The sequence below is a fragment of the Streptomyces sp. NRRL S-340 genome (assembly GCF_000720185.1).
Classification (GTDB): Bacteria; Actinomycetota; Actinomycetes; order Streptomycetales; family Streptomycetaceae; genus Streptomyces.
The window spans coordinates 311,009-336,777 of the sequence record NZ_JOIY01000004.1 but is presented as its reverse complement, the minus strand read 5'-3'; the positions used below and the strand labels follow the sequence as shown (position 1 = coordinate 336,777).

Genomic DNA, 25,769 nt, shown 5'->3' with positions numbered 1-25,769 from the left:
ATCCCGCACACCACCCGCATCCGCCCGCAGATCCCCGCACGCCTTCTCCAGCAGCCCCAGATCACCCGTGAACTGCGGAATCTCCCCCGGCTCGATCACGCTGCACCGCCCCCCGTCCGCCGACCCCTTCCGCAGGGTCGGCTCGCGTCAAGATCCCATCATCATACAAATGGGGTAACGGGGTGTCAGGAGCGCGAGGCGACCCGGCGCGCCCTCGTGCGGGGGCCGCCGAAGTGCGGGGGCGGGGCCGTGGGGGAGGGAGTGAGGAGGAGGCCGCCCAGGACGGCGGCGGCCGTGCCGGGGGTGTCGGCGTCCGCCTCCGTGTACGGGTTTCCGTGCGTGCGGACGTCCTGCTCCGCACGGTCCCGGGCCTCGCGGGCGAGGGCGTCGGCGCGCAGGTGGCCGACGGGGTCGTCCGAGTCCAGGAGGCGTTCCGCCCCGGCCAGCAGGGTGCGGGCCGCGGCGCCCACCGCTCCCCGGTGCGTCGTGACGAAGTCCGCCGCCGCAGCGGTCGCGCTGCGGGCGATGAGCAGGGCCGCGGCGGAGAGCACTCCCGTGCGCCCCGCGTCCAGGGGAGCCGTTGCCGTGACGACCCGGCGCAGGACGTCCAGCGGGTCGTGGCGCCGGCCCGAGGTCAATTCCTGCCGTACGGAGGCCAGGACGGCGTCCGCGTGCAGGACGCGGGAGCGGATCTCACCGGCCGGCACGCCCGTGAGCCGGCTCCGCGCCCCCGCCCGCTCCGCCTCCGCCCCGCTCAGCGCGGCCGGCACCATCGACGCGGCCTCGTCCAGCTCGGCGGCGAGGCGTTCGACGCCGTCGAGGAGGACGGCCGCCTGCGCCACCGCGCCCTCGGCCGCCCGCAGATGAGCCGCGGCGCGGCCGGTCTCGCCCAGGTCCGCCCGCTGGCGCGCCTGGTTGAGGTGGACCGTCGCGAACATCAGACGGTCCTTGGCCTGTTCCGTGTACCCCGTCACCTGGTCCGACGCCGAGGGGGCGTAGCGCCGTGCGAGGCCGGCCAGGACGGCCTCCGCCGCCGGCGTCCGCGCCGCCAGCGCCCGGAAACGGGTCTCCGCCACCTCCACCGCCCGGCCGACTCCCCGGTCCAGTGCGCGCACGTCGTCGAAAGCGTCCGCCGCCGCGTCCAGCAGCCGCCCGGCCTCCTCACAGCGGCCGATCACGCCGGCCAGTACCTGCCGCCGGGCGGACGGGTCCGCCGGGTCGCCCGCGTCGTAGCGCAGCCGCAGTCCGAAAGCCACCGCCAGTTCCCGCTCCGCCTCGCGGACCGCCCCGGCGAAGGGCGCCACGTCCGCGCCGCCGCGGGCCGCCTCGGCGAAGCCCAGTTCCTCCCGGCTGGTGCGCAGGCAGTCGTCGGCCAGGACCAGCGACTGCCGGGCCCGTGCGTCGAGTTCGCCCGGTCCGTCGAGTCCGTCGAGGCCGGCGATCCGGCCGCCGGAGAGCGGATCCGCAGGCGGCGGGGACGCGTCCGCGCCTCCGCCGCCCGGTGTCGTCCGTGTCCTCGCCCGCCGGGTGCGCCGCACGTACCCGTACCCCGCGCCCACCGCCGCCGCGCCCACCGCGACGAGCGGCAGGACGAGGTCGGCGCCCGACGTCTCGTCCTGCGGGGGTGCGGCGGTACCGGCGGCGACCGGGCCGGCGCGGGGGAGTGCCTCCGCTGCAACCGCCGTACCGCTGTTGATCGTCATCACCGGAAGCGCCAGCCAGGCGATCCCCACCGCGCCGCCCAGCGCGGCCCGCGCCGCCCGCACGCACCAGTGCGGCCGGGCGCGGCGCGGCCGGACCGCGCGGGGCAGGGAGGACGTCACGTCTCGGAGCGTATGACCGCCGGTGCGGGCCCGCGACCGGGACTGCGGCACTGGTGGGGCGGATGCGACGCGACGACAGTGAGGGGCCGGGACAGCGGCATGGAGAACAGCGGAAGCGAAGACGGCAGAGGCGAAGGCGGCACAAGCGGCGAGGAGGCCGCGAGCGGCAGGAAACTCCAGGCCGAGGAGACCGAGGCCAGCGAGGCCGAGGAGGTCACCGAGGCCGGCGGGGGCACGGGCGCCGCGGCCGAGCGGCGCCGGCGGGCCGGTGCCGCCGAGGACGCCCAGGACACCGGCGCGGACCGAGCGCCCGTGCCCGGCCCCGGCCGCCTCTTCGGCGCCCGGACCCCCCGCGTGTCCGGCGCCCGCCGCCTCCTCCGCCCCCGTCGCCTGGTCCCCCTCCTCGTCCTCCTGCTGGTCCTGCCCCTCCTCGCCGCCGAGACCGCCCTGCGGGTCAACTACACCGGCGAACCGGCCGACGGCACGCGGACCAGGGGCCAGGACGCGATCTGGCTCGGACACGCCTGGGTGGACGGGCGGAAGAAGGACGCCGATGTCGCGGCCCTCGCCGCGCGGCTGCGCGGGACCGGGATCCGGGACCTGTACGTGCACGCGGGTCCGCTGGAGCACGACGGCACCCTGCCGGCGTCGGCGTACCGCGACGCCGGACGGCTGGTGGCGGCCGTGCACCGGGCGCTGCCCGGCGTGCGGGTGCAGGCCTGGCTGGGGGACGTGCTGGCCACCGAGAGCCCGGACGGGCTGCGCCTGGAGCGGGCCCGGACACGCGCCGCCGTGGTCGCCTCCACCCGTGCGGTCCTGGCCGCCGGGTTCGAGGGCGCCCACTTCGACCTGGAGCCGCTGCACTCCGGCGACCGGAACTACCTCGGCCTCCTCGACGACCTGCGCGCCGTCACCCGCGCGCACGGCGCCGTCCTGTCGGTCGCCGCACACCAGATCGACCCGCTCCCCGCCTTCCACTCCCTCTGGGGCACCCTGACCAACCACCCCAAGTGGTGGTCGCAGGCGTACTTCGGGGAGGTCGCGCGCCGGGTCGACCAGATCGCCGTGATGTCGTACGACACCATGCAGCCGTTGCAGAGCCTGTACGGCGGTTACGTCGCCCAGCAGACGTCCCTCGCCCTGGAGGTCACCCCGGCCACCACCGACCTGCTGATGGGCCTGCCCTTCTACCACGAGAACCGGTTCGGCCACTGGGCGCACGCCGAGACGGTGCCCGCCGCCGTCCGGGGCGTCCGCCTCGGCCTGTCCCGTACTGACCCGGACCGCGTGCGCTTCGGCGTCGCGCTGTACGTCGACTTCGCCGCGACGGAGGCGGACTGGAGCGCGTACCGGAACGACTGGGTGTGACCCGCGGCCCTCACCGCCGCGTGGACGCCACCGTCACGGCGAGCGCCGCCACCGTCACGGCGAGCGCCGACACCGTCACGGCGAGCGCCGCCTGATCTTCGAGCCCAGCCAGACCAGCGGGTCGTACTTGCGGTCCGCCGCGCGTTCCTTCAGGGGGATCAGGGCGTTGTCGGTGATGCGGATGCCCTCCGGGCACACCTCCGTGCAGCACTTGGTGATGTTGCAGTAGCCGAGGCCGTGGTCGTCCTGGGCCGTGCGCTTGCGGTCCAGGCCCGCCTGGTCCGCCGCGTCCAGGGGGTGCATGTCCAGCTCGGCGATCCGCATCAGGAAGCGCGGCCCGGCGTACGCCGGCTTGTTGTCCTCGTGGTCGCGCACGACGTGGCAGACGTCCTGGCACAGGAAGCACTCGATGCACTTGCGGAACTCCTGCGGCCGGTCCACGTCCTCCTGCATCATGCGGTACTCGCCGGGCGCCAGACCGGGCGGCGGGACGAAGGCGGGGACCTCGCGGGCCTTGGCGTAGTTGAAGCCGACGTCCGTGACCAGGTCGCGGATGACCGGGAAGGCGCGCAGCGGTGTGACGGTGACCGTCTCGTCCCGGGTGAAGACCGACATGCGGGTCATGCACATCAGGCGCGGACGTCCGTTGATCTCCGCCGAGCACGACCCGCACTTGCCCGCCTTGCAGTTCCAGCGCACGGCGAGGTCGGGTGCCCGGGTGGCCTGGATGCGGTGGATGATGTCGAGCACCACCTCGCCGTCGTTGACCTCGACCGTGAAGTCCTTCAGGCCGCCCCCGCTCGCGTCACCCCGCCACACCCGGAAGCGGGCCTCGTAGCCGCTCATTGCGACAGCTCCTCTTCGGTGAGGTACTTGACCAGCTCTTCCTTCTCGAACAGGGCGAGCAGGTCCGGGCGGATGGGGGCGGTGGTCTCGCGGGTCAGCGTGATCTGGCCGCGCACCGGGTCGGTGGCCGCCAGGCCGCCGGTGGGGTCGCTGAGCCGGCACAGCAGGTTGGTCCGCCGCCAGGCGCGGTCCATCGACGGGTGGTCCTCGCGGGTGTGGCCGCCGCGCGACTCGGTGCGCTCCAGCGCCGCCCGGGCCACGCACTCGCTGACCAGCAGCATGTTCCGCAGGTCCAGGGCCAGGTGCCAGCCCGGATTGAACTGCCGGTGGCCCTCGACCCCGGCCCGGCGCGCGCGGACGCGCAGCTCGGCCAGCTTGTGCAGCGCCTGCTCCATCTCGGCCTCCCGGCGGATGATGCCGACCAGGTCGTTCATGGTCTGCTGGAGTTCCTGGTGGAGGGTGTACGGGTTCTCCGGCGGTCCGTCCGCCGCGTTCGCCTCCGCCGAGAACGGGCGCAGTGCCTCCGCCGCCGCCGCGTCCACCTGGGTGTCCGGCACGGGCGGGCGGTCGTGGGCCAGGCCCTGGGCATACTCGGCGGCGTGCCGGCCGGCCCGGCGGCCGAAGACCAGCAGGTCGGACAGTGAGTTGCCGCCGAGCCGGTTGGAGCCGTGCATGCCGCCGGCCGCCTCGCCGGCCGCGAACAGGCCCGGCACCCCGCGGGCGGCCGCCGTGTCCGAGTCGACCGCGACGCCGCCCATCACGTAGTGGCAGGTCGGCCCGACCTCCATCGCCTCGGCGGTGATGTCCACGTCGGCGAGTTCCTTGAACTGGTGGTACATCGAGGGCAGCCGGCGGCGGACGGTCTCGGCCGGCATCCGGGTGGAGACGTCCAGGAACACGCCGCCGTGCGGGGAGCCGCGGCCCTCCTTCACCTCGGAGTTGATCGCGCGGGCCACCTCGTCGCGGGGCAGCAGCTCGGGCGGCCGGCGGTTGTGGTCGGGGTCGTCGTACCAGCGGTCGGCCTCGTCCTCGGTCTCGGCGTACTTCTCCTTGAAGACGTCGGGGACGTAGTCGAACATGAACCGCTTGCCCTCGGAGTTGCGCAGCACCCCGCCGTCGCCGCGCACCGACTCGGTGACGAGGATGCCCTTCACCGACGGCGGCCAGATCATGCCGGTGGGGTGGAACTGCACGAACTCCATGTTGACCAGCGGCGCCCCGGCCAGCAGCGCTAGCGCGTGCCCGTCGCCGGTGTACTCCCAGGAGTTCGAGGTGACCTTGAAGGACTTGCCGATGCCGCCGGTGGCGATCACCACCGCGGGCGCCTCCAGCACGAAGAAACGGCCGCTCTCGCGTTCGTAGGCGAAGACGCCGCCCACCCGCCCGCCGTCCTTCAGCACGCGGGTGACCGTGCACTCCTGGAAGACCTTCAGCCGCGCCTCGTAGTCCCCGGTCTCGCGGTGGTCCTCCTGCTGGAGGGAGACGATCTTCTGCTGGAGGGTGCGGATCAGTTCGAGGCCGGTGCGGTCGCCGACGTGCGCGAGGCGGGGGTACTCGTGACCGCCGAAGTTGCGCTGTGAGATCTTCCCGTCCTTCGTACGGTCGAACAGCGCGCCCCAGGTCTCCAGCTCCCACACCCGCTCGGGTGCCTCCCGGGCGTGCAGCTCGGCCATCCGCCACTGGTTGAGGAACTTCCCGCCGCGCAGCGTGTCGCGGAAGTGGACCTGCCAGTCGTCGTGCGGGTTCGCGTTGCCCATGGCCGCGGCGATGCCGCCCTCGGCCATCACCGTGTGCGCCTTGCCGAACAGCGACTTGCAGATCACCGCCGTGCGCGCCCCGCGCTCGCGGGCCTCGATGGCGGCGCGCAGTCCGGCGCCGCCCGCGCCCACCACGACGACGTCCCACTCCTGCCGGTCGACCACGGACATCAGTCCTCACTCGTAGATCACTGGACGAACTGGTGGGGCGCTAGAAGAAGCGCGGATCGTCGAACACCCCGGACGCGACGAGATAGACGTAGAAGTCGGCGAGCGCCACGCTGATCAGCGACGCCCAGGCCAGCTGCATGTGGCGGGCGTTGAGCCGGCCGACCGCACGCCAGGCCCGGTAGCGCACCGGGTGCTTCGAGAAGTGCTTGAGCTTGCCGCCGACGATGTGCCGGCAGGAGTGACAGGAGAGCGTGTACGCCCAGATCAGCCCGATGTTGACGAGGAAGACCAGGGTGCCGAGGCCCATGTGGCCCCAGCGGTAGTGGGTGTCGCGGAAGGCCAGCACCGTGTCGTAGGTCAGCACGCCGGCGACGAGCAGCGCGGCGTAGAAGAAGTACCGGTGGACGTTCTGCAGGATCAGCGGGAAGCGGGTCTCGCCCGAGTACCGGCCGTGCGGTTCGGCGACCGCGCAGGCCGGCGGGGAGGCCCAGAAGCTGCGGTAGTACGCCTTGCGGTAGTAGTAGCAGGTCAGGCGGAAGCCCAGCGGGAAGATCAGGATGATGATCGCCGGGGAGATCGCCCACCAGCTGCCGAAGACGTCGGCGTTGGGGCCCATCCGCATGGTCCGGCAGTTCTCCGCCAGGCAGGGCGAGTAGAACGGCGAGACGTAGGGGGCCGCGTAGTAGTCGGCGTTCGCGAAGGCCCGCCAGGTCGAGTACGCGACGAAGGCCAGCAGGCCCGCGGCGGTGACCGCCGGGGCCAGCCACCAGCGGTCGGTCCGCAGGTGCCCGGCGGCGATCGCGGCGCGCGCCGGGGACCGGACGCCGCCGCGCGCGGGACGGGGGGCCGTGCCGGGAGGTTCCGTACCAGTGGCCACGTAAGGACTCCGGTCGGGTCAGGGGGCGTGGCGGTCGCGGGCGCCGAGTCCCTCGTCGTCCGAGTCCGTCCACAGGGAGATGTCGTAGGGCGTGTCGGAGATGGTGACGAGGGCGGGGCGCTGGGCCGCGGCGGGGCTCCGGGTGGCCTCGCGCAGCAGGGCGACGCTCTCGCGCAGGTGGTCGGCGTCGGTGCGCACGCGGCGTATCTCCAGCGTGCCGCCGAGCTGGTGCTCCAGCCGGGCAACCGACCGCAGCAGGTCGTCGAGGGTGTGCTGTACGGACGTCAGGTCGTCGGACACGGACATGACGTGACCTCACTTCCACGGGCCGCGAGGGCCCTGGACGGCGACGTTCATGCGCCTGCGAGTGTCGCGCGTCACACCTGCCGGTGGGAAGGGATGTGCAGCGATCGGCGGATCGCGGCTTTCCCGCGCACGCTCGTACGCGCTCTGTGTGCGCCGGGGCGCATTGCTCCGCACGGGTGACCTTCCGGCCCCCCGCCGCCGTGTCGCCTCCGGCAGACGAACCCTTTCCTCTTCAGTGGGGCCATAGATCTGATCAGCTCCAAAATACCGCCAAACGTGAACAAGCAGTACGCAGACCAAGAAAGCCCCACATATGTTCCGCCCGCCTCCCCACCTGTGCCGCCACCCGTGCCCACCGGCGGGAAGCGGCTCCCCGGAGGTAGCACAGATGTCGTACGACGGTGTCGGGCCCCGCGCGGTCATGCGCTCGGCCGCCTTCCTGGCCGCAGGCGCCCTCACGGTGCCCCTGCTGGCCGGCTGCGGCTCCGACGACGAGGGCAGCAAGCCCCTGGCCGCGCAGGACATCGCCCCCGCGGCCCGCGCCCAGGTCGCCGACGGAGGCACCCTGCGCTGGGCCGTGGATGCGATGCCGGAGACGCTGAACACCTTCCAGGCGGACGCGGACGCGGGCACCACCCGGATCGCCCAGGCCGTCCTGCCCGCCATGTTCCGCATCGACGCCGCCGGCCGCCCGCAGCGCGACGCCGACTACCTCGACTCCGCCCGGGTGGTGGAGACCGAGCCCAAGCAGGTCGTCGTCTACCGGCTCAGCCAGCAGGCCGTCTGGAGCGACGGCCGCCAGATCGGCGCCGCCGACTTCGCCGCCCAGTGGCGCGCCCTGTCCGGCAAGGACTCCGCGTACTGGACCGCGCGCAACGCCGGCTACGACCGCATCGAGAAGGTCGAGCGCGGCGCCAACGACCTGGAGGTCCGCGTCACCTTCGCCCGCCCCTACGGGGACTGGAAGTCGCTGTTCTCGCCGCTCTACCCCAAGGACGTCACCGGCACCGCGAACGACTTCAACGACGGCGCGCGCAAGAAGCTCAAGGTCAGCGCCGGCCCGTTCACCGTGCGGAAGATCGACACCAAGGAGAAGGACGTCGTCCTCGCCCGCAATCCGCGCTGGTGGGGCCACCCGGCCAAGCTGAACGAGATCGTGCTGCACGCGGTGGCGCGCGACAAGCGGGCCGCGGCGCTCGCCGACGGCACCGTGGACGTGGCCGACATCGACCCCGCCGACGCCGACCGGATCACCCTCGCCGACGGCGCCCACGGCAGCTCCCCCTTCCTCGGGGGCGGCGGGCGCACCGCGGCCAAGGCCCTGCGCTCCTGGGCGCTCGTGCACGGTTCCGACGAGAAGGCCGCCGGCCGCGAGCGCCGCGCCCTGGAGAAGGGCCGCGGCACGCTCACCACCTACCTGAAACAGCAGGAGGCGCTGCGCGGCGTGCGGGTGCGCAAGTCGCTGGAGCCGGCCTTCACCCAGCTCGCCCTGAACGGAGCGGGCGGCCCGCTCGCCGACGAACGCGTCCGGCACGCGGTGGCGCACGCCCTGGACCGCAAGGAACTCGCCGAGATCGTGCTCAAGCCGCTCGGCCTGCCCGCGACCCCCGTCGGCAGCCACCTCGCCCTGTCCGGCCAGGCCGACTACGCCGACAACAGCGACGCGCTCGGCGGCCAGGACACCGCCCAGGCCAAGGCACTGCTCGCCGACGCCGGCTGGGTGCCGGGCCAGGGCAAGGAGCGCAAGAAGGGCGACAAGGCGGCCGGCGCCGAGGGCCACAGGGGCGCGAGCGGGTCGCCGGACGGCGCGGGCGACGGCGACGGCACCTACATCGTCGGCGTGAACGACGACATCGAGGCCAACGGGGACGGCAAGGGCCACGCGGACGGTGGTCACCGGGGGTCCGACGGCGGCAGCGACCAGGAGAGCGCCAAGGACCACGCCGGGGACGGCGGCGGTTCCCGGCAGCTCGCCCAGGACGGCAGGCACTACGCCCGCGAACAGCTGACCCAGGGCGGTGCGCCGGGCGCGTACGCCCCCCGGGGCACCGCCGCGCCGGCCGGTGCCGTCGCCGGGCCGCTGGCCAAGGACGGCAAGCCGCTCACCCTCCGCTTCGTGCTGCCCTCCGGGCCCGGCTCCGAGACGCTGCGCAAGGTCGCCGACCGGATCACGGCCATGCTGGAGAAGGTCGGCATCGCCACCGACGTCACCAAGGTCCCCGACGACAGCTACTTCCGCGACCACATCGCCGCCGGCCAGTACGACCTCGCCCTGTACTCCTGGCCGGCCACCGCCTACCCGGCCACCGACGCCCGCCCGGTCTACGCCAAGCCCGTCCCGGCCGCCGACGGCTCGCTGAACGTCCAGCAGAACTACACCCGCGTCGGCACCGACCAGGTCGACCAGCTCTTCGCCGAGGCCGTCGCCACCCTGGACGAGGGCGAGCAGCGCGACCTGGTCCGCAAGGCGGACGCGCGGATCTGGGCGAGCGCCGGGTCCATCCCCCTCTACCAGCGGCCGCAGCTCGTCGCGGTCCGCGACACCCTGGCCAACGTGGGCGCCTTCGGATTCCAGACGCCGGTCTACGAGGACATGGGATTCCTGCGCAAGGGCGCCGCCGGGGCCACGGCGAGCGCGTCGTCGTAGCCCGGCGCCGCCACCGGAGCCCGAACGGGCCGGAACGCGGGCGGCGGCCGGGCCCCGGCGGGGCCGGGACCAGGGCCGCAGCCGGGTCCGTGGCCGGGGCCGGACGGCCCCGCAGGCCCCCGCGGCGGCGCACCCGTACCATGGGGTGAGGCCGTGGCGTGTTCAGCCCGGCAGGGCGCGCGTACCGAGGACGTACGCGCAGCCGTCCGCACACTCCGGGAGTACGCCTCAATATGGCCACGCGCCACGACATTCGAAACGTAGCCATCGTCGCTCACGTCGACCACGGCAAGACGACCATCGTCGACGGCATGCTGAAGCAGGCCGGTGCCTTCGCCGCCCACCAGCTCGACTCCGTCGACGACCGCATGATGGACTCGAACGACCTGGAGCGTGAGAAGGGCATCACGATCCTCGCCAAGAACACGGCGGTGAAGTACCACCCCAAGGACGGCGGGGACCCCATCACGATCAACATCATCGACACCCCCGGCCACGCCGACTTCGGCGGCGAGGTCGAGCGCGGTCTGTCGATGGTCGACGGTGTCGTGCTGCTGGTCGACGCCTCCGAGGGCCCGCTGCCGCAGACCCGCTTCGTGCTGCGCAAGGCGCTCCAACAGCGCCTGCCCGTCATCCTGTGCATCAACAAGACGGACCGCCCGGACTCCAGGATCGACGAGGTCGTCAACGAGACGTACGACCTCTTCCTCGACCTGGACGCCGACGAGGAGCAGATCGAGTTCCCGATCGTCTACGCCTGCGGCCGTGACGGCGTCGCCTCGCTGACCAAGCCGGACAACGGCACGGTCCCGGCCGACTCCGACAGCCTGGAGCCGTTCTTCTCCGCCATCCTGGAGCACATCCCGGCGCCGACCTACGACGAGGACCTGCCGCTGCAGGCCCACGTCACCAACCTGGACGCGGACAACTTCCTCGGCCGTATCGCGCTGCTGCGCGTGGAGCAGGGCGAACTGCGCAAGGGCCAGACGGTCGCGTGGATCAAGCGCGACGGCTCCGTGCAGAACGTACGGATCTCCGAGCTGATGATGACCGAGGCGCTCACCCGCAAGCCCGCCGAGAAGGCCGGCCCCGGTGACATCTGCGCCGTCGCGGGCATCCCGGACATCATGATCGGCGAGACCCTCGCCGACCCGGAGAACCCGGTCCCGCTGCCGCTGATCACGGTCGACGAGCCCGCGATCTCCATGACCATCGGCACCAACACCTCCCCGCTGGTCGGCCGCGGCGGCACCGGCAAGGGCGCCGACGCGAAGGCGGCCGTCAAGGACCGCAAGGTCACCGCCCGCCAGGTCAAGGACCGTCTCGACCGCGAGCTGATCGGCAACGTCTCGCTGCGCGTGCTGGACACCGACCGCCCGGACGCCTGGGAGGTCCAGGGCCGCGGTGAGCTGGCGCTCGCCATCCTGGTGGAGACCATGCGCCGCGAGGGCTACGAGCTGACCGTGGGCAAGCCGCAGGTCGTCACCAAGGAGGTCGACGGCAAGACCTACGAGCCGGTCGAGCGCATGACGGTCGACGTGCCCGAGGAGCACATGGGCGCGGTCACGCAGCTCATGGGCGTGCGCAAGGGCCGCATGGACAACATGTCCAACCACGGCTCGGGCTGGGTCCGCATGGAGTTCGTGGTCCCCTCCCGCGGTCTGATCGGCTTCCGCACCGAGTTCCTGACCCAGACCCGCGGCACCGGCATCGGCCACTCCATCCACGAGGGCTTCGAGCCCTGGTTCGGCACGCTGACGACCCGTAACAACGGTTCGCTGGTCGCCGACCGTGCCGGCGCCGTCACCGCCTTCGCGATGACGAACCTGCAGGAGCGCGGCGTGCTCTTCGTGGAGCCGGGCACCGAGGTGTACGAGGGCATGATCGTCGGCGAGAACTCCCGCGCCGACGACATGGACGTCAACATCACCAAGGAGAAGAAGCTCACCAACATGCGGTCCTCGACGGCCGACGTGACCGAGTCGATCGTCCCGCCGCGCAAGCTCTCCCTGGAGCAGTCCCTGGAGTTCTGCCGCGACGACGAGTGCGTCGAGGTGACCCCGGAGGCGGTCCGCATCCGCAAGGTGAACCTGGATGCCCGCGAGCGCGCCCGCGCGGCCAGCAGGGCCAAGCACGGCTGAGTCCGGCCGGGCCCCTGACGGCCGCGGACGCACAGCGCACCAGGGCCCGCCCGGCAGCATGCCGGGCGGGCCCGCGCGTTCCCCGGGCGCCGCGGTGTCAGGTCCGTACAGGGTTTTCCCTACAACCGCGTATCAGCACGCTCGGTGACACCTGTACGGTTCGCGCCATTGTTAGAGTGACCGGAATCTACGGCTTGTCGGGTCCTCGTGCCGGTCTGTTCCGCGCACCGGTCCCGGACCGCCCTCCAGATGCTCGCGCCGCCGTCCAGCGCAACGGGTTTTTCCGGCCCTCCTGTCCGCTATTCGGACAGTCGCGCCCGATAGTTGTGTAACAAGTCCGTTTCGCAGGGATCTTTCACCAAACCCTTTGTCCGGATTTTGGAAGAAGTACACGGCAGGTGTGATCGAACCGAGACCTGGAAGGTGTGGTTCGGTACGGTTCGGATGGCAGATAGTTAGGCGCGTAGAGCTCGGATCAACGGGTCACGCGCTGCTGGCGGCGCCGACTCACGAGCCAGGGGGCACCTGAGCATTTCAGGCACCGGTAACGGTGATGCGTCAAGTGCCCCTCCATGCGGTGAACCAATGGACTCATGAGGAGGAGCCCCATGCGTGGTGCCAAGAGCGCCAAGTGGGTTGCGATAGCCGCGGTTGTGGCGCTGGGTGCGACGGCCTGCGGTGGCGGCGGTGGCAAGGGCAGCGACAGCAAGGCCGCGGTCGACCCCAACGGAAAGTTCTCCGTCGAGGTGGGCGAGCCGCAGCACCCGCTGCAGCCGGCGAACACCATGGAGTCCAACGGCAGCATCGTCATCAAGTCGCTCTTCTCCGGGCTCGTCGACTACGACTCCAGCGGCAAGATCGTCATGGTCAACGCCCAGTCGGTCGACACCAAGGACAACAAGACCTTCACGGTCAAGCTGAAGCCGGGCTGGAAGTTCCACGACGGCACCCCGGTCACCTCCACGTCCTACGTCAAGGCGTGGAACTGGGCCGCCAACCCGGCCAACAAGCAGACCAACAGCGCCTGGTTCGCCGACATCCAGGGCTACGAGGACGTCGCCCCGGCCAGCGGCAAGCCGAAGTCGGACAAGATGTCCGGCCTGAAGGTCGTCGACGACAACACCTTCACCATCACCCTGTCGAAGCCGATCCCGTACTTCGTCTACAAGCTCGGCTACGAGGTCTTCGACCCGCTGCCGGAGTCCTTCTACAAGGACCCGACCGCGGCGGGCGAGCACCCGGTCGGCAACGGCCCGTACAAGTTCGTCAGCTGGAAGCACAAGCAGTCGATCGAGGTCGCCAAGTACGACGACTACAAGGGTCCGAACGCCGCCAAGAACGGCGGTGTGGTCTTCAAGAACTACGCCAAGCTCGAGACGGCGTACCAGGACCTCAAGTCCGGCAACCTCGACGTGATGCGCCAGGTCGCCCCGCGTGACCTGCCGGTCTACAAGCAGGACCTCGGCGACCGCGCCGTGGACGAGTCGTACTCGGCCATCCAGACCATCGCCGTGGCCTTCTACTCCCCGCAGTGGAAGAAGGTCAACCCGAAGGTCCTCCAGGGCCTGTCGATGGCGATCGACCGCGACACCATCACCAAGACCGTCCTGCAGGGCACCCGTGAGCCGGCCACCGGCTGGGTCGCCAAGGGCGTCCTGGGCTACCAGCCGAACGCCGCCGGTGACATCACCAAGTACGACCCGGCCAAGGCCAAGCAGCTCATCCAGCAGGGTGGCGGCGTCCCGGGCAACAAGATCTCCATCCAGTACAACGCGGACGGCGGTCACAAGGAGTGGGTGGAGGCCGTCTGCGGCTCCATCACCAAGGCCACCGGCGTGGCGTGCACGGGCGACTCGAAGGCCGACTTCCAGGCCGACACCAACGCCCGTGACAACAAGCAGGTCAAGTCCCTCTACCGCTCCGGCTGGGTGCTCGACTACCCCTTCATCTCGAACTTCATCCGCGACCTGTTCGGCTCCCAGGCCGACGGCAACCAGGGTGGGTTCAAGAGCAAGGAGGTCGACGACCTCATCGCCAAGGCGGACGCGGCCAAGACGCTGGACGAGTCGGAGAAGCTCTACCAGCAGGTCGAGAAGGAACTGCCGAACTACATGCCGAGCATCCCGCTCTGGTACTACAAGGTCAACGCGGGCTACTCGGAGAAGGTCTCGGGCGTCAAGTACGCCCAGGACGGTGACCCGATCCTGACCGGCGTTCAGGTCAAGAAGTAACCGCTGACGAACAGCGCGTGCCGTGCCGCACCCTTCAGGGGTGCGGCACGGAAGCGGCCGACGAACGGCCGGGGGGCCCTTTTCGCCTCGTACGTACGGAATTCTTCGGGAAGCCGCTCGTACGGGGCGAAAAGGGCCTGCCGCTGTGACTGACATGGAGGCACCATGGGGCGCTATGTCGCACGACGACTGCTCCAGATGATCCCGGTCTTCATCGGGACAACCCTGCTGATCTTCCTGATGGTCTACGCTCTGCCCGGCGACCCCGTGCGCGGGCTCTTCGGGGACAAGGCCACCACGCCGCAGGTGATCAACTCGCTGCGGCACCAGTACGGCCTCGACAAGCCGGTCCTGGTCCAGTACTGGGACTACATGCGGGGCATCATCCTGCACTTCGACTTCGGCGACCAGATCGCCAGTGGCCGCCCGGTCACCGACATCCTCGGTGAGGCCTTCCCGGTGACGCTGCGGCTCGCCGGTCTCGCCTTCGCCATCGAGGCCGTCGTCGGCATCGTGCTCGGCGTCATCGCCGGCATGCGCGCGGGCAAGGCCGCCGACACCGTCATCCTCTTCGTGACGCTGCTGCTGATCTCGGTGCCGGTCTTCGTGCTCGGCTACATCCTGCAGACGGTCTTCGCGATCAACCTGGGCTGGCTGGAGCCGTCCGTCACCGACGACACCGACCTCAACCAGTTCATCCTGCCCGCCATCGTGCTGGCCAGCGCGTCGCTCGCCTACGTGGCCCGGCTCAGCCGGACCTCGGTCGCCGAGAACCTGCGCGCCGACTACATGCGCACGGCCATCGCCAAGGGCCTGCCCAAGCGCCGGGTGATCGGTGTGCACCTGATGCGCAACTCGCTCATCCCGGTCGTCACCTTCCTCGGCACCGACCTCGGTGCCCTGATGGGCGGCGCGATCGTCACGGAGGGCATCTTCAACATCCACGGCGTGGGCGGCACGATCTACGACTCGATCGTGCGGCGAGAGGGCACCACACTCGTCGGCCTCGTCACCATCCTGGTCCTCGTGTACCTCTTCTGCAGCCTGATCGTCGACCTGCTCTACGCGGTCCTGGACCCGAGGATCCGTTATGCCTGAGCTGACCACTTCCGCTGACGAAGCGCCCAGCGCCGCCGCGACCGCCGCCGCGGGCGCCGAACTGCCGCAGCCCAAGGCGGAGAAGACCCGCAGCCTGTGGGGCGACGCCTGGCAGGACCTGCGCACCAACTGGGTGTTCATCGTCTCGGCGCTCCTCATCCTCCTCCTGCTGCTGATGGCCGCCTGGCCCGGCCTGTTCACCGGCGGCGACCCGAACAACAAGGACCTGGCCGGGCACTACCTGGCGCACCCGCAGTACGGGAAGGTCTTCTCGGTCGACTGGCTGGGCTACGACGCCCAGGGCCGCAGCGTGTACGTCCGCGCCATCTACGGCGCCCGCGCCTCGCTGCTGGTCGGCGGCGGGACCACCCTCGCGGTGACCCTGCTCGGCGGCCTGATCGGCATGGTCGCCGGTTACTTCGGCGGCTGGGTCGACGCGGTGCTGTCCCGGGTGACCGACATGTTCATGGGCATCCCGTTCCTGCTCGGCGCGCTGGTCCTGCTGAACGCCTTCACCGACCGGACGATCCCGGTCATCATCCTGGCGCTGGCCTTCCTCGGCTGGACGCAGACGGCCCGTGTCATGCGCGGTGCGGTCATCACCGTCAAGTCCACGGACTACGTGCAGGCCGCCAAGGCGCTCGGCGCCGGGACCAACCGCATCCTCTTCCGCCACGTGCTGCCCAACGCGGTGGCGCCGGTGATCGTCGTCGCCACCATCTCGCTCGGTGTCTACATCGGTGCCGAGGCCACACTGTCGTTCCTCGGCCTCGGCCTGAACGGCGCCTCGTGGGGCAACGACATCTCCGACGGCGGCAACTCGATCCGCGTGGCCCAGTGGATCATGCTCTATCCGTCGATCATGCTCAGCATCACGGTGCTGGCGTTCATCATGCTCGGTGAGGCCGTCCGCAACGCCCTCGACCCGAAGACACGCTGAGGGAGGCGTACGTGACCACCATCGAAGAAGTCACCCCCGTGCCGTCGCCCCGCGACGGCGGGGCGGACGGCGGGCCACTGCTCGACGTGCGCGACCTGCACGTCGAGTTCCACACCCGCGAGGGCGTCGTGCGGGCCGTCAACGGCGTCAACTACAGCGTGAGCGCCGGTGAGACGCTCGCCGTGCTCGGCGAGTCCGGCTCCGGCAAGTCCGTGACCGCGCAGGCGATCATGGGCATCCTGGACATGCCGCCGGCGAAGATCCCCCAGGGCGAGATCCGCTTCCGCGGGCAGGACATGCTGACCATGTCCGCCGAGGAGCGCCGCAAGATCCGCGGCCGCCGGATCGCGATGATCTTCCAGGACGCGCTCTCCTCGCTGAACCCGGTGCTGGAGCCGGACCTGATCATCGCCGACGAGCCGACCACGGCCCTCGACGTGACGGTCCAGGCCCAGGTGATGGACCTGCTCGCGGAGCTGCAGCGCGAGTACAACATGGGCCTGATCCTGATCACCCACGACCTCGGCGTCGTCGCCGACGTCGCGGACAAGATCGCGGTGATGTACGCGGGCCGCATCGTGGAGCAGGCGCCCGTGCACGAGCTGTACAAGCGCCCGGCGCACCCGTACACCCGGGGTCTGCTGGACTCGATCCCGCGCCTGGACCAGAAGGGCCAGGAGCTGTACGCGATCAAGGGCCTGCCGCCCAACCTGCTGCGCGTACCGACCGGCTGCGCCTTCAACCCGCGCTGCCCCAAGGCTCAGGACATCTGCCGTACGGAGATCCCGGAGCTGCTGGCGGTCACCGAGCGCGACGGCGGCGAGCTGCCGGGCCGCGCCTCGGCGTGCCACTTCTGGAAGGAGACGATCCATGGCTGAGCTGAGCAAGAACGGCGAGCAGCAGGACGCCACGCCGAACGTCTCCGAGGTGGACGTCGTCAAGGCGGGCACCGAAGACGAGGCGGTCGACGCCATCGAGGCGCCCGTCCAGCGCGGTGAGCCGATCCTCCAGGTGCGCGACCTGGTGAAGCACTTCCCGCTCACCCAGGGCATCCTGTTCAAGAAGCAGGTCGGCGCGGTCAAGGCCGTCGACGGCGTCTCCTTCTCGGCGAGCCCTTCGACATCCACCCCGAGGTGGCCCCGAAGGGCGACCGGCGCCGCAAGGTGCAGGAACTGCTGGACGTCGTCGGTCTCAACCCCGAGTACATCAACCGCTACCCGCACCAGTTCTCCGGCGGTCAGCGCCAGCGCATCGGCATCGCCCGCGGCCTCGCGCTCAACCCCGAGGTGATCATCTGCGACGAGCCGGTGTCCGCGCTCGACGTGTCGGTGCAGGCGCAGGTCATCAACCTGATGGAGCGGCTGCAGGACGAGTTCAACCTGTCGTACATCTTCATCGCGCACGACCTGTCGATCGTCCGGCACATCTCGGACCGCGTGGGCGTGATGTACCTGGGCAAGATCGCCGAGATCGGCACGGACGAGCAGATCTACGACCACCCGACGCACCCCTACACGCAGGCGCTGCTGTCGGCGGTGCCGGTGCCGGACCCGGACGCCCGTGAGCACCGCGAGCGGATCATCCTCACCGGCGACGTGCCGTCCCCGGCCAACCCGCCCTCGGGCTGCCGCTTCCGCACCCGCTGCTGGAAGGCACAGGACAAGTGCGCCGAGGAGGTCCCGCTGCTGGCGATCCCCGAGCGCTTCAAGGCCTCGGACTCCCCGGCGGCCCACGAGTCGGCCTGCCACTTCGCCGAGGAGAAGGACATCGTCCACGCGGCGTAGTCCCCACCGCGGCACCACCGCCGATGCCCGGCACCCCCACCAGGGTGCCGGGCATCGGCGTTCACGGACCGCGGCGGACGTGCATCCGGCTGGAGCCGGGCCGTCCTCGGTGAGGCGTACGGGATATATGCGGCTTATGTGCTGATATGGGTGTCAAGCCGTCGGCCGGACCGTGCCCTGTCCCGCACCCGAGGAGGCGCCCATGCGTGCAGGCACCCGCGTGCGGTGGGCCGGTGCGGCGCTGGCGGCGGCCGCGCTGCCGCTGGCCGCGGGGTGCGGCAGCACGACGGGTGCCGGGGCCGGCGTCCTCAGCTCCTCCTGGGGCGACCCCCAGAACCCGCTGGAGCCCGCCAACACCAACGAGGTGCAGGGCGGCAAGGTCCTCGACATGGTCTTCCGCGGACTGAAGCGGTACAACCCGCGCACCGGCAAGGCCGAGAACATGCTCGCCGAGCGGATCGAGACCACCGACTCGCAGAACTACACGGTCACCGTCAGGTCCGGCTGGACGTTCAGCAACGGCGAACCCGTCACGGCGAAGTCCTTCGTCGACGCCTGGAACTACGGCGCGAGCCTGAAGAACAACCAGAAGAACGCGTACTTCTTCGGCTACATCGACGGCTACGACAAGGTGCATCCGCAGAGCGGCACGCAGAGCGCCGACACGCTGAGCGGGCTGAAGGTCACCGGACCGCGGACCTTCACCGTCCGGCTCAACCAGAAGTTCTCCACCTTCCCCGACACCCTCGGCTACGCCGCCTTCGCCCCGCTGCCCCGGACCTTCTTCACCGACCACAGGGCCTGGCTCGCCAAGCCCGTCGGCAACGGCCCGTACACCATCGAGTCCTACACCAAGGGCGCGCAGATGTACCTGAAGAAGTGGGCCGCCTACCCGGGCCCGGACAAGGCGCTCAACGAGGGCGTGACCCTGCTCGTCTACACCGACAACAACACCGCGTACACCGACGTCCTGGCCGGCAACCTCGACCTGGTCGACGACATCCCCGCCAGCCAGCTCAAGAACGTCACCAAGGACCTGGACGGCCGCTACATCAACACCCCGGCCGGCATCATCCAGACCCTCGCCTTCCCGTTCTACGACAAGGCGTGGAACACCGACGGCGCCCGCAAGGTCCGCACCGGTCTGTCCATGGCCATCAACCGGGCGCAGATCACCAAGACCCTCTTCCGCGGCACCCGCACCCCCGCCACCGACTGGACCTCACCGGTGCTCGGCAAGGACGGCGGCTTCCAGGCCGGGCTGTGCGGCAGGGCCTGCGCGTACGACCCCGCCGAGGCCAGGAGGCTGGTCGAGGAGGGCGGCGGGCTGCCCGGCGGCCAGGTGCGCATCACGTACAACGCGGACACGGGCTCGCACAAGGAGTGGGTGGACGCGGTGTGCAACTCCATCAACAACGCGCTCGGCAACGACCGCGCGTGCGTCGGCAACCCGGTCGGCACCTTCGCCGACTTCCGCAACCAGATCTCCCGGCACCGCATGCCGGGCCCCTTCCGGGCCGGCTGGCAGATGGACTACCCGCTCATCCAGAACTTCCTCCAGCCGCTGTACTACACCGACGCCTCCTCCAACGACGGCACGTGGTCGAACCAGCAGTTCGACCGCCTCGTCGACCGGGCCAACGCCGAGACCGGCAAGGCCCAGGCCATCCGGCTCTTCCAGCAGGCCGAGGGCGTCGTCCGCGACAACATGGCGGCCATCCCGCTCTGGTACCAGAACGGCAGCGCCGGCTACTCGGAGCGGCTGCACCACGTGGCCCTCAATCCGTTCAGCGTGCCCGTCTACAACGAGATCAAGGTCGGCTGACCCGCCATGGGACGCTACGTCGTCAGACGCCTGCTCCAGATGATCCCCGTCTTCGTCGGGGCCACCCTGCTCATCTTCGTCATGGTCAACGTGATGGGCGACCCCGTCGCCGGGCTGTGCGGCGAACGTGCCTGCGACACCGCCACCGCCGCCCAGCTCAAGCGGGAGTTCGGCCTCGACAAGCCGCTGTGGCAGCAGTACGCGACCTACATGGCCAACGTCTTCACCGGCGACTTCGGCACCGCCTTCAACGGCCAGCCCGTCACCGAACTGATGGGCGCCGCCTTCCCGGTGACCATCCGGCTCACCGTCGTCGCGATCGTCCTGGAGATCGTCATCGGCATCACCCTGGGCGTGGTGACCGGGCTGCGGCGCGGCCGGCCCGTGGACACCACCGTCCTGCTGCTCACCCTCGTCGTCATCTCCGTGCCCACCTTCGTCACCGGTCTGCTGCTGCAACTGCTGCTGGGCGTCACCTGGGGCTGGATCCGGCCGTCCGTCCCGCCGGAGGCCTCCTTCGACGAACTGATCGTGCCCGGCCTGGTCCTCGCCTCCGTCTCCCTCGCCTACGTCACCCGGCTGACCCGCACCTCCATCGCCGAGAACCGGCGCGCCGACTACGTCCGCACCGCCGTCGCCAAGGGCCTGCCGCGCCGCCGCGTCGTCGTACGGCACCTGCTGCGCAACTCCCTCATCCCCGTGGTCACCTTCATCGGCACCGACATCGGCGCGCTGATGGGCGGCGCCATCGTCACCGAGCGCATCTTCAACATCCACGGCGTGGGCTACCAGCTCTACCAGGGCATCCTGCGGCAGAACACGCAGACCGTCGTCGGCTTCGTCACCGTCCTCGTGCTGGTCTTCCTCGTCGCCAACCTGCTGGTGGACCTGCTGTACGCCGTACTCGACCCGAGGATCCGCTATGCCTGAGCAGCAGCCGCCGCAGCCGCACGAACCCGAGGGCGCCGTCGCGGGGACCGGGATGGGCGGCGGGATGGACCTCGCGGCGAGCGAGGCGACCACCCTGGCACCGGCGCCGGGCGGGGCGGCCGACGGCGCGGGCCCGGGGGAGCGGCCCCGCTCGCTGTGGTCCGACGCCTGGCGCGACCTGCGCCGCAACCCCGTCTTCCTGCTCTCCGCACTGGTGATCTGCTTCCTGATCGTCATCGCGATCCGGCCCTCCCTGATCGCCCCCGGCAACCCCCTGTCCTGCGACCTGGCCCGGGCCCAGGACGGCTCCTCGCCCGGCCACCCCTTCGGATTCGACGGCCAGGGCTGCGACGTGTACACCCGCACCGTGCACGGCGCCCGGGCCTCCGTCACCGTCGGGGTCTGCGCCACCCTCGGCGTCGCCGTCCTCGGCTCCGTCCTCGGCGCCCTCGGCGGTTACTTCGGCGGGGCCTGGGACGCGGTCCTCTCCCGCGTCACCGACATCTTCTTCGCCATCCCCGTCGTCCTCGGCGGCCTGGTCCTGCTGTCCGTGGTCACCAGCAACACCGTCTGGCCCGTCGTCGGGTTCATCGTGCTGCTCGGCTGGCCGCAGATCTACCGCATCGCCCGCGGCTCCGTCATCACCGCCAAGCAGCACGACTACGTGCAGGCCGCCCGCGCCCTCGGCGCCTCCGACAGCCGGATCCTGCTGCGCCACATCGCGCCCAACGCCGTCGCCCCCGTGATCGTGGTCGCCACCATCGCCCTCGGCACGTACATCGCCCTGGAGGCCACCCTGTCCTACCTGGGGGTCGGACTGAAACCGCCGAGCGTCTCCTGGGGCATCCAGATCTCCGCCGCCTCGCCCTACGTCCGCAACGCCCCGCACGCGCTGCTGTGGCCCGCCGGCGCCCTGGCCGTCACCGTGCTGGCCTTCATCATGCTCGGCGACGCGGTCCGCGACGCCCTCGACCCCAAGCTGAGGTGACGGCGCGATGCTGCTCCAAGTCCGCGACCTGCACGTGGAGTTCCGCACCCGCGACGGCGTCGCCCACGCCGTCAACGGCGTCACCTACGAGGTGGACGCGGGCCAGACCCTCGCCGTGCTCGGCGAGTCCGGCTCCGGCAAGTCCGTGACCGCGCAGGCGATCATGGGCATCCTCGACATGCCGCCCGGCCGCATCACCGGCGGCGAGATCCTCTTCCGCGGCCGGGACCTGCTGAAGCTGCCGGAGGACGAGCGGCGGCGGATCCGGGGCGCCGGGATCGCGATGATCTTCCAGGACGCGCTGTCCGCCCTCAACCCCGTGCTCACCGTGGGCGACCAGCTCGGCGAGATGTTGAGCCGGACCTGATCATCGCCGACGAGCCGACCACGGCCCTCGACGTGACGGTCCAGGCCCAGGTGATGGACCTGCTCGCGGAGCTGCAGCGCGAGTACGACATGGGGCTCGTCCTGATCACCCACGACCTGGGCGTGGTGGCCGACGTCGCCGACCGGATCGCGGTGATGTACGCGGGCCGGATCGTGGAGACCGCCCCCGTCCACGACCTCTACAAGGCGCCCGCGCACCCCTACACCAAGGGCCTGCTGGACTCCATCCCGCGCCTGGACCACAAGGGCCGCGAGCTGTACGCCATCAAGGGCCTGCCGCCCGGCCTCACACGCATCCCCTCCGGGTGCGCCTTCCACCCGCGCTGCCCGATGGCCCGGGACGTGTGCCGCACCGACGTACCACCCCTCCACCCGGTGGACGAACAGCGCGGGTCCGCCTGCCACTTCTGGAGGGAGTGCCTGGATGGCTGAGCCGCTGCTGGAGGTCGCCGGGCTGGTCAAGCACTACCCGCTCACCCGGGGCATCCTCTTCAGGAAGCAGGTCGGCGCGGTCAGGGCGGTCGACGGCGTCGACTTCTCGGCGAGCCCTTCGACATCCACCCCGAGGTGGCCCCGAAGGGCGACCGGCGCCGCAAGGTGCAGGAACTGCTGGACGTCGTCGGTCTCAACCCCGAGTGCATCAACCGCTACCCGCACCAGTTCTCCGGCGGTCAGCGCCAGCGCATCGGCATCGCCCGCGGCCTCGCCCTGCGCCCGGAGGTCATCGTCGCCGACGAGCCGGTCTCCGCCCTCGACGTCTCCGTGCAGGCCCAGGTGATCAACCTGATGGAGCGGCTGCAGGCGGAGTTCGACCTCTCCTACGTCTTCATCGCGCACGACCTGTCGATCGTGCGGCACATCTCCGACCGGGTCGCGGTCATGTATCTGGGCCGGATCGTGGAGACCGGCACGGACGAGCAGATCTACGACCACGCGACGCACCCGTACACGCAGGCGCTGCTGTCGGCGGTCCCGGTGCCGGACCCGGAGGCCCGCGAGCGGCGCGAGCGGATCATCCTCACCGGTGACGTGCCGTCCCCGGCGGACATCCCCTCGGGCTGCCGATTCCGCACCCGCTGCTTCAAGGCCCGCGAGCGCTGCGCGCGGGAGGTACCGCTGCTGGCCGTCCCCGCCGAGTTCCGCCACACGCCCGGCCCGGCCGCCCACGACTCGGCCTGCCACTTCGCGGCGGAGCGGCAGACCGTGCGGTGACACGCGGGCAACGCCGCGGAAACGGGGCCGATACGCGCGGACGGCAGGATGAGGCGGTACGGCCGTGCGGGTGCCGTTCGCGGGCCGGGTGCGTCCCGCCCCCCCCTTGCGGGGGAGCGGTGCGCCCGGCCCGCCGGCGTGTCCGGCCCCTCGCCGTGCCGGCTCAGCCGCCGAGGCCGAGCGACCGCTTGAGGAAGTCCACCTGGAGCAGCAGCAGGTTCTCCGCGACCTGTTCCTGCGGGGTCATGTGGGTGACCCCCGACAGCGGCAGCACCTCGTGCGGCCGGCCGGCGGCGAGCAGCGCGGAGGAGAGCCGCAGGGCGTGCGCGACCACCACGTTGTCGTCGGCCAGGCCGTGCACGATCATCAGCGGGCGGTGCGGCGCGGCGGGCGCGGACAGGGCGCCGTCCTCGGTGACGAGCGAGGACCGCTCGTACGGCCCCGGGTCCGCGGCCGGGTCGCCCAGGTACCGCTCGGTGTAGTGGGTGTCGTAGAGGCGCCAGTCGGTGACCGGGGCGCCGGCGATGCCCGCGTGGAAGACGTCCGGGCGGCGCAGCACGGCGAGGGCGGAGAGGTAACCGCCGTAGGACCAGCCGCGGATCGCCACCCGGCTGAGGTCGAGCGGATGGGTCTTGGCGAGGTCCTGGAGCGCCTCGATCTGGTCGTCCAGGGTGGCGGTGAAGTCGTGGTGGATCGCCTTCTCCCAGGCGGGGGAGCGGCCCGGGGTGCCGCGGCCGTCTGCGACGACCACCGCGAAGCCCTGGTCGGCGAACCACTGGGAGGTGAGGTACGCGTTGTGGGCGGCCATCACCCGGGGACCGTGCGGGCCGCCGTAGGGGTCGAGGAGGACGGGCAGTGGGGCGGCGGTGGCTGTGTCACGGGGGTAGTCCGTAGGCATAAGCACGGCGCACGGAATTCGGCGTGCGCCCCCCTCGGTGAGAGTCACGCGCGGGGTGATGCCGGGCACCTCGGCGTGCGAGGCGATGAACGCCACCTCCTCGCCGGCCCGCAGCACCCGCACCCGCGACCCCGGCCGGTCCAGGGTCGCCGACACCAGCACGGTCACCTCGCCCGCACGCACCGCCGTGTGCACGCCGGGCTCCTGGCTGACGCGCTCCACGCCCAGCTCGTTGACCCGGTACACGTGCGTCTCGCCGATCTCCGCGGCGGTGGCCTCCGCACCGGCGGAGGCGGAGACGAGGACATCGCCCTCGGCGACGTCGAGTACCGCCCGGACGTGCAACTGCGCTCCGGTCAACGGGCGTTCGCCGACCGCCAGAACCCGCGCGCCCCCTTCGTCCGCCAGGCGCACGAGCTGTCCGGAGGGGCTCCAGCACGGCACACCGGGGAAAAGATCAAGCCAATCTAGATCTTCGTCCGCGTGCACCATGCGGGTCGCGCCCGAGTCCGCGTCCACGGCCAGGTACAGCTGGCTGCGCTGGTCCCGCGCCTGCACCAGGAGCAGCGGCGCACCCGCCGCTGACCAGTGCACACTCGCCAGGTACGGGTAGCGGGCCCGGTCCCAGGAGACCTCCGTGCGCGCTCCGTCCAGGCCGATCACGAACAACCGTACGTCGGCGTTGGGCGTTCCCGCGGCCGGGTACCGGACCTGGCGGGGTTCCCGCTCGGGCCGCGCCGGATCGGAGATCCACCACTGGCGCACCGGCGCGTCGTCCGCACGTGCCACGAGCAGCCGGTCCGACTGCGGTGCCCACCAAAAGCCCCGGTGGCGGTGCATCTCCTCGGCCGCGATGAACTCCGCGAGGCCGTAGGTGACGGTGGCGGACTCGGGCTCGGCGAGCGCCCGGTCGCCGTCGCCCTCGGCGCCGACCACCCGCAGCGCGCCGGCGGCGACGTAGGCGATGTGGCGTCCGTCCGGAGAGGGGCGCGGGTCGATCACCGGCCCGGATACGGGCAGTTCACGAGCCGTGCCCGCCCGCAGCTCGGCCGTGAACAGCCGGCCCGACAAGGCGAAGGACGCCAACTCCACGGCGTTGTCGGTGGCGTAGCCCACGATGCCCGCACCGCCCTCACGGGTGCGCTCGCGGCGCGCGCGTTCCTCGGAGGAGAGGTTCTCCAGGGCGCCGCCGAGGAGGGTACGCGGGTCCGCGGCCACGCGCTCCCGGCGTTCGGCCAGGTCCAGGACCCGCAGTGAACTGGCCCGGTCCGTACCGGAGTCGGAGCGCAGGAACACGACACGGGAGGCGTCGGGAGCGACGGTGAAGGCGCGCGGTGCGCCGAGCGTGAACCGCTGGGTGCGTGCGTGCTGCCGGGGGAAGGAGACAGGCTCGGTCGTCATACCAAGACCATATTGGCCATGCGCCCCCTTGTGCGGCCGTGCGCCGAGCGATGCGCGCGTGCGGATAGTTATGATCGTTAGCGCATAGTGGGTATGAACCTGCTGACCGTTGCGTGGATTTATCTGCCCCCATAGTCCG

General features: G+C 71.2%; 16 protein-coding genes and 3 pseudogenes. 13 read left to right on the top strand and 6 right to left on the bottom strand.

From position 1 onward, the window contains the following. Positions 1 to 185: 185 nt before the first annotated feature. Positions 186 to 1,703, bottom strand: a complete 1,518-nt coding sequence (locus IG64_RS04700) for a hypothetical protein (protein WP_199811505.1) — start codon at positions 1,701 to 1,703, stop codon at positions 186 to 188. A gap of 219 nt (positions 1,704 to 1,922) precedes the next feature. On the opposite strand from IG64_RS04700, the gene IG64_RS04695 reads away from it, so the two are divergent. Next, positions 1,923 to 3,191: a hypothetical protein gene (locus tag IG64_RS04695; RefSeq protein WP_234438381.1), complete on the top strand. Its 1,269-nt coding sequence runs from the start codon at positions 1,923 to 1,925 to the stop codon at positions 3,189 to 3,191. A gap of 75 nt (positions 3,192 to 3,266) precedes the next feature. Here IG64_RS04695 and IG64_RS04690 read toward each other — a convergent pair whose 3' ends face one another. From IG64_RS04690 to IG64_RS04675, 4 genes are read right to left on the bottom strand one after another with little or no spacing between them, the layout of a single operon-like run. Next, a complete protein-coding gene (locus IG64_RS04690) occupies positions 3,267 to 4,037 on the bottom strand; it encodes a succinate dehydrogenase/fumarate reductase iron-sulfur subunit (RefSeq protein WP_037852190.1) in 771 nt (256 codons plus the stop codon). Beyond that, positions 4,034 to 5,965 carry a fumarate reductase/succinate dehydrogenase flavoprotein subunit gene (locus IG64_RS04685; RefSeq protein WP_037852189.1) on the bottom strand — a complete coding sequence of 644 codons (1,932 nt, stop codon included), beginning with the start codon at positions 5,963 to 5,965 and terminating at the stop codon, positions 4,034 to 4,036. The genes IG64_RS04690 and IG64_RS04685 overlap by 4 nt, the downstream gene beginning before the upstream one ends. 40 nt (positions 5,966 to 6,005) lie before the next feature. Beyond that, on the bottom strand, positions 6,006 to 6,842 hold the full coding sequence (locus IG64_RS04680) for a hypothetical protein (protein WP_037852187.1): 837 nt from the start codon (positions 6,840 to 6,842) through the stop codon (positions 6,006 to 6,008). A gap of 18 nt (positions 6,843 to 6,860) precedes the next feature. Further along, the gene (locus IG64_RS04675) at positions 6,861 to 7,148 is read right to left on the bottom strand and encodes a hypothetical protein (RefSeq protein ID WP_037852185.1); all 288 of its coding nucleotides are present in this window, start codon (positions 7,146 to 7,148) and stop codon (positions 6,861 to 6,863) included. A gap of 388 nt (positions 7,149 to 7,536) precedes the next feature. Between IG64_RS04675 and IG64_RS04670 the strand changes: the two genes are divergently transcribed. The 12 genes and pseudogenes from IG64_RS04670 (at position 7,537) to IG64_RS04615 (ending at position 23,331) form a co-directional block, all read left to right on the top strand. Beyond that, positions 7,537 to 9,795, top strand: a complete 2,259-nt coding sequence (locus IG64_RS04670; RefSeq protein ID WP_037852183.1) for an ABC transporter family substrate-binding protein — start codon at positions 7,537 to 7,539, stop codon at positions 9,793 to 9,795. 233 nt (positions 9,796 to 10,028) lie between these two features. Then, positions 10,029 to 11,936, top strand: coding sequence for a translational GTPase TypA (gene typA, locus IG64_RS04665; protein WP_037852181.1), 1,908 nt, complete (start codon positions 10,029 to 10,031; stop codon positions 11,934 to 11,936). 608 nt (positions 11,937 to 12,544) lie between these two features. After that, on the top strand, positions 12,545 to 14,167 hold the full coding sequence (locus IG64_RS04660; RefSeq protein ID WP_037852180.1) for a peptide ABC transporter substrate-binding protein: 1,623 nt from the start codon (positions 12,545 to 12,547) through the stop codon (positions 14,165 to 14,167). Between the two features lie 165 nt (positions 14,168 to 14,332). Further along, positions 14,333 to 15,265: an ABC transporter permease gene (locus IG64_RS04655; RefSeq protein ID WP_037852178.1), complete on the top strand. Its 933-nt coding sequence runs from the start codon at positions 14,333 to 14,335 to the stop codon at positions 15,263 to 15,265. Continuing rightward, positions 15,258 to 16,205, top strand: coding sequence for an ABC transporter permease (locus tag IG64_RS04650; RefSeq protein WP_037852175.1), 948 nt, complete (start codon positions 15,258 to 15,260; stop codon positions 16,203 to 16,205). The genes IG64_RS04655 and IG64_RS04650 overlap by 8 nt, the downstream gene beginning before the upstream one ends. A gap of 20 nt (positions 16,206 to 16,225) precedes the next feature. After that, on the top strand, positions 16,226 to 17,083 hold the full coding sequence (locus IG64_RS04645; RefSeq protein ID WP_234438387.1) for an ABC transporter ATP-binding protein: 858 nt from the start codon (positions 16,226 to 16,228) through the stop codon (positions 17,081 to 17,083). Beyond that, positions 17,076 to 17,989 (top strand): annotated as a pseudogene (locus IG64_RS04640) (ABC transporter ATP-binding protein). The gene IG64_RS04645 and the pseudogene IG64_RS04640 overlap by 8 nt, the downstream one beginning before the upstream one ends. Positions 17,990 to 18,191: 202 nt before the next feature. Continuing rightward, complete coding sequence (locus tag IG64_RS04635) at positions 18,192 to 19,814, top strand: peptide ABC transporter substrate-binding protein (RefSeq protein WP_037852170.1); 1,623 nt, start codon at positions 18,192 to 18,194, stop codon at positions 19,812 to 19,814. Positions 19,815 to 19,820: 6 nt separating this feature from the next. After that, positions 19,821 to 20,744 carry an ABC transporter permease gene (locus tag IG64_RS04630; protein WP_037852168.1) on the top strand — a complete coding sequence of 308 codons (924 nt, stop codon included), beginning with the start codon at positions 19,821 to 19,823 and terminating at the stop codon, positions 20,742 to 20,744. Next, positions 20,737 to 21,732 carry an ABC transporter permease gene (locus IG64_RS04625; RefSeq protein WP_037852166.1) on the top strand — a complete coding sequence of 332 codons (996 nt, stop codon included), beginning with the start codon at positions 20,737 to 20,739 and terminating at the stop codon, positions 21,730 to 21,732. The genes IG64_RS04630 and IG64_RS04625 overlap by 8 nt, the downstream gene beginning before the upstream one ends. A 7-nt stretch (positions 21,733 to 21,739) precedes the next feature. Beyond that, positions 21,740 to 22,551: pseudogene (locus IG64_RS04620) on the top strand (ABC transporter ATP-binding protein). Continuing rightward, positions 22,544 to 23,331, top strand: a pseudogene (locus IG64_RS04615) (oligopeptide/dipeptide ABC transporter ATP-binding protein). Before IG64_RS04620 ends, IG64_RS04615 begins: the two co-directional pseudogenes overlap by 8 nt. Before the next feature lie 163 nt (positions 23,332 to 23,494). On the opposite strand, the gene IG64_RS04610 reads toward IG64_RS04615, so the two are convergent. Continuing rightward, entirely contained in the window at positions 23,495 to 25,630 is a 2,136-nt protein-coding gene (locus IG64_RS04610) for a S9 family peptidase (protein WP_037852164.1), read from the bottom strand. Positions 25,631 to 25,769 lie beyond the last annotated feature (139 nt).

Bases quoted from the DNA above. Each gene is read 5' to 3' on its own strand.
- IG64_RS04700 (WP_199811505.1), bottom strand. From the start codon at position 1,703: ATGACGATCAACAGCGGTACGGCGGTTGCAGCGGAGGCACTCCCCCGC.
- IG64_RS04695 (WP_234438381.1), top strand. From the start codon at position 1,923: ATGGAGAACAGCGGAAGCGAAGACGGCAGAGGCGAAGGCGGCACAAGC.
- IG64_RS04690 (WP_037852190.1), bottom strand. From the start codon at position 4,037: ATGAGCGGCTACGAGGCCCGCTTCCGGGTGTGGCGGGGTGACGCGAGC.
- IG64_RS04685 (WP_037852189.1), bottom strand. From the start codon at position 5,965: ATGTCCGTGGTCGACCGGCAGGAGTGGGACGTCGTCGTGGTGGGCGCG.
- IG64_RS04675 (WP_037852185.1), bottom strand. From the start codon at position 7,148: ATGTCCGTGTCCGACGACCTGACGTCCGTACAGCACACCCTCGACGAC.
- IG64_RS04670 (WP_037852183.1), top strand. From the start codon at position 7,537: ATGTCGTACGACGGTGTCGGGCCCCGCGCGGTCATGCGCTCGGCCGCC.
- typA (WP_037852181.1), top strand. From the start codon at position 10,029: ATGGCCACGCGCCACGACATTCGAAACGTAGCCATCGTCGCTCACGTC.
- IG64_RS04660 (WP_037852180.1), top strand. From the start codon at position 12,545: ATGCGTGGTGCCAAGAGCGCCAAGTGGGTTGCGATAGCCGCGGTTGTG.
- IG64_RS04655 (WP_037852178.1), top strand. From the start codon at position 14,333: ATGGGGCGCTATGTCGCACGACGACTGCTCCAGATGATCCCGGTCTTC.
- IG64_RS04650 (WP_037852175.1), top strand. From the start codon at position 15,258: ATGCCTGAGCTGACCACTTCCGCTGACGAAGCGCCCAGCGCCGCCGCG.
- IG64_RS04635 (WP_037852170.1), top strand. From the start codon at position 18,192: ATGCGTGCAGGCACCCGCGTGCGGTGGGCCGGTGCGGCGCTGGCGGCG.
- IG64_RS04630 (WP_037852168.1), top strand. From the start codon at position 19,821: ATGGGACGCTACGTCGTCAGACGCCTGCTCCAGATGATCCCCGTCTTC.
- IG64_RS04625 (WP_037852166.1), top strand. From the start codon at position 20,737: ATGCCTGAGCAGCAGCCGCCGCAGCCGCACGAACCCGAGGGCGCCGTC.
- IG64_RS04610 (WP_037852164.1), bottom strand. From the start codon at position 25,630: ATGACGACCGAGCCTGTCTCCTTCCCCCGGCAGCACGCACGCACCCAG.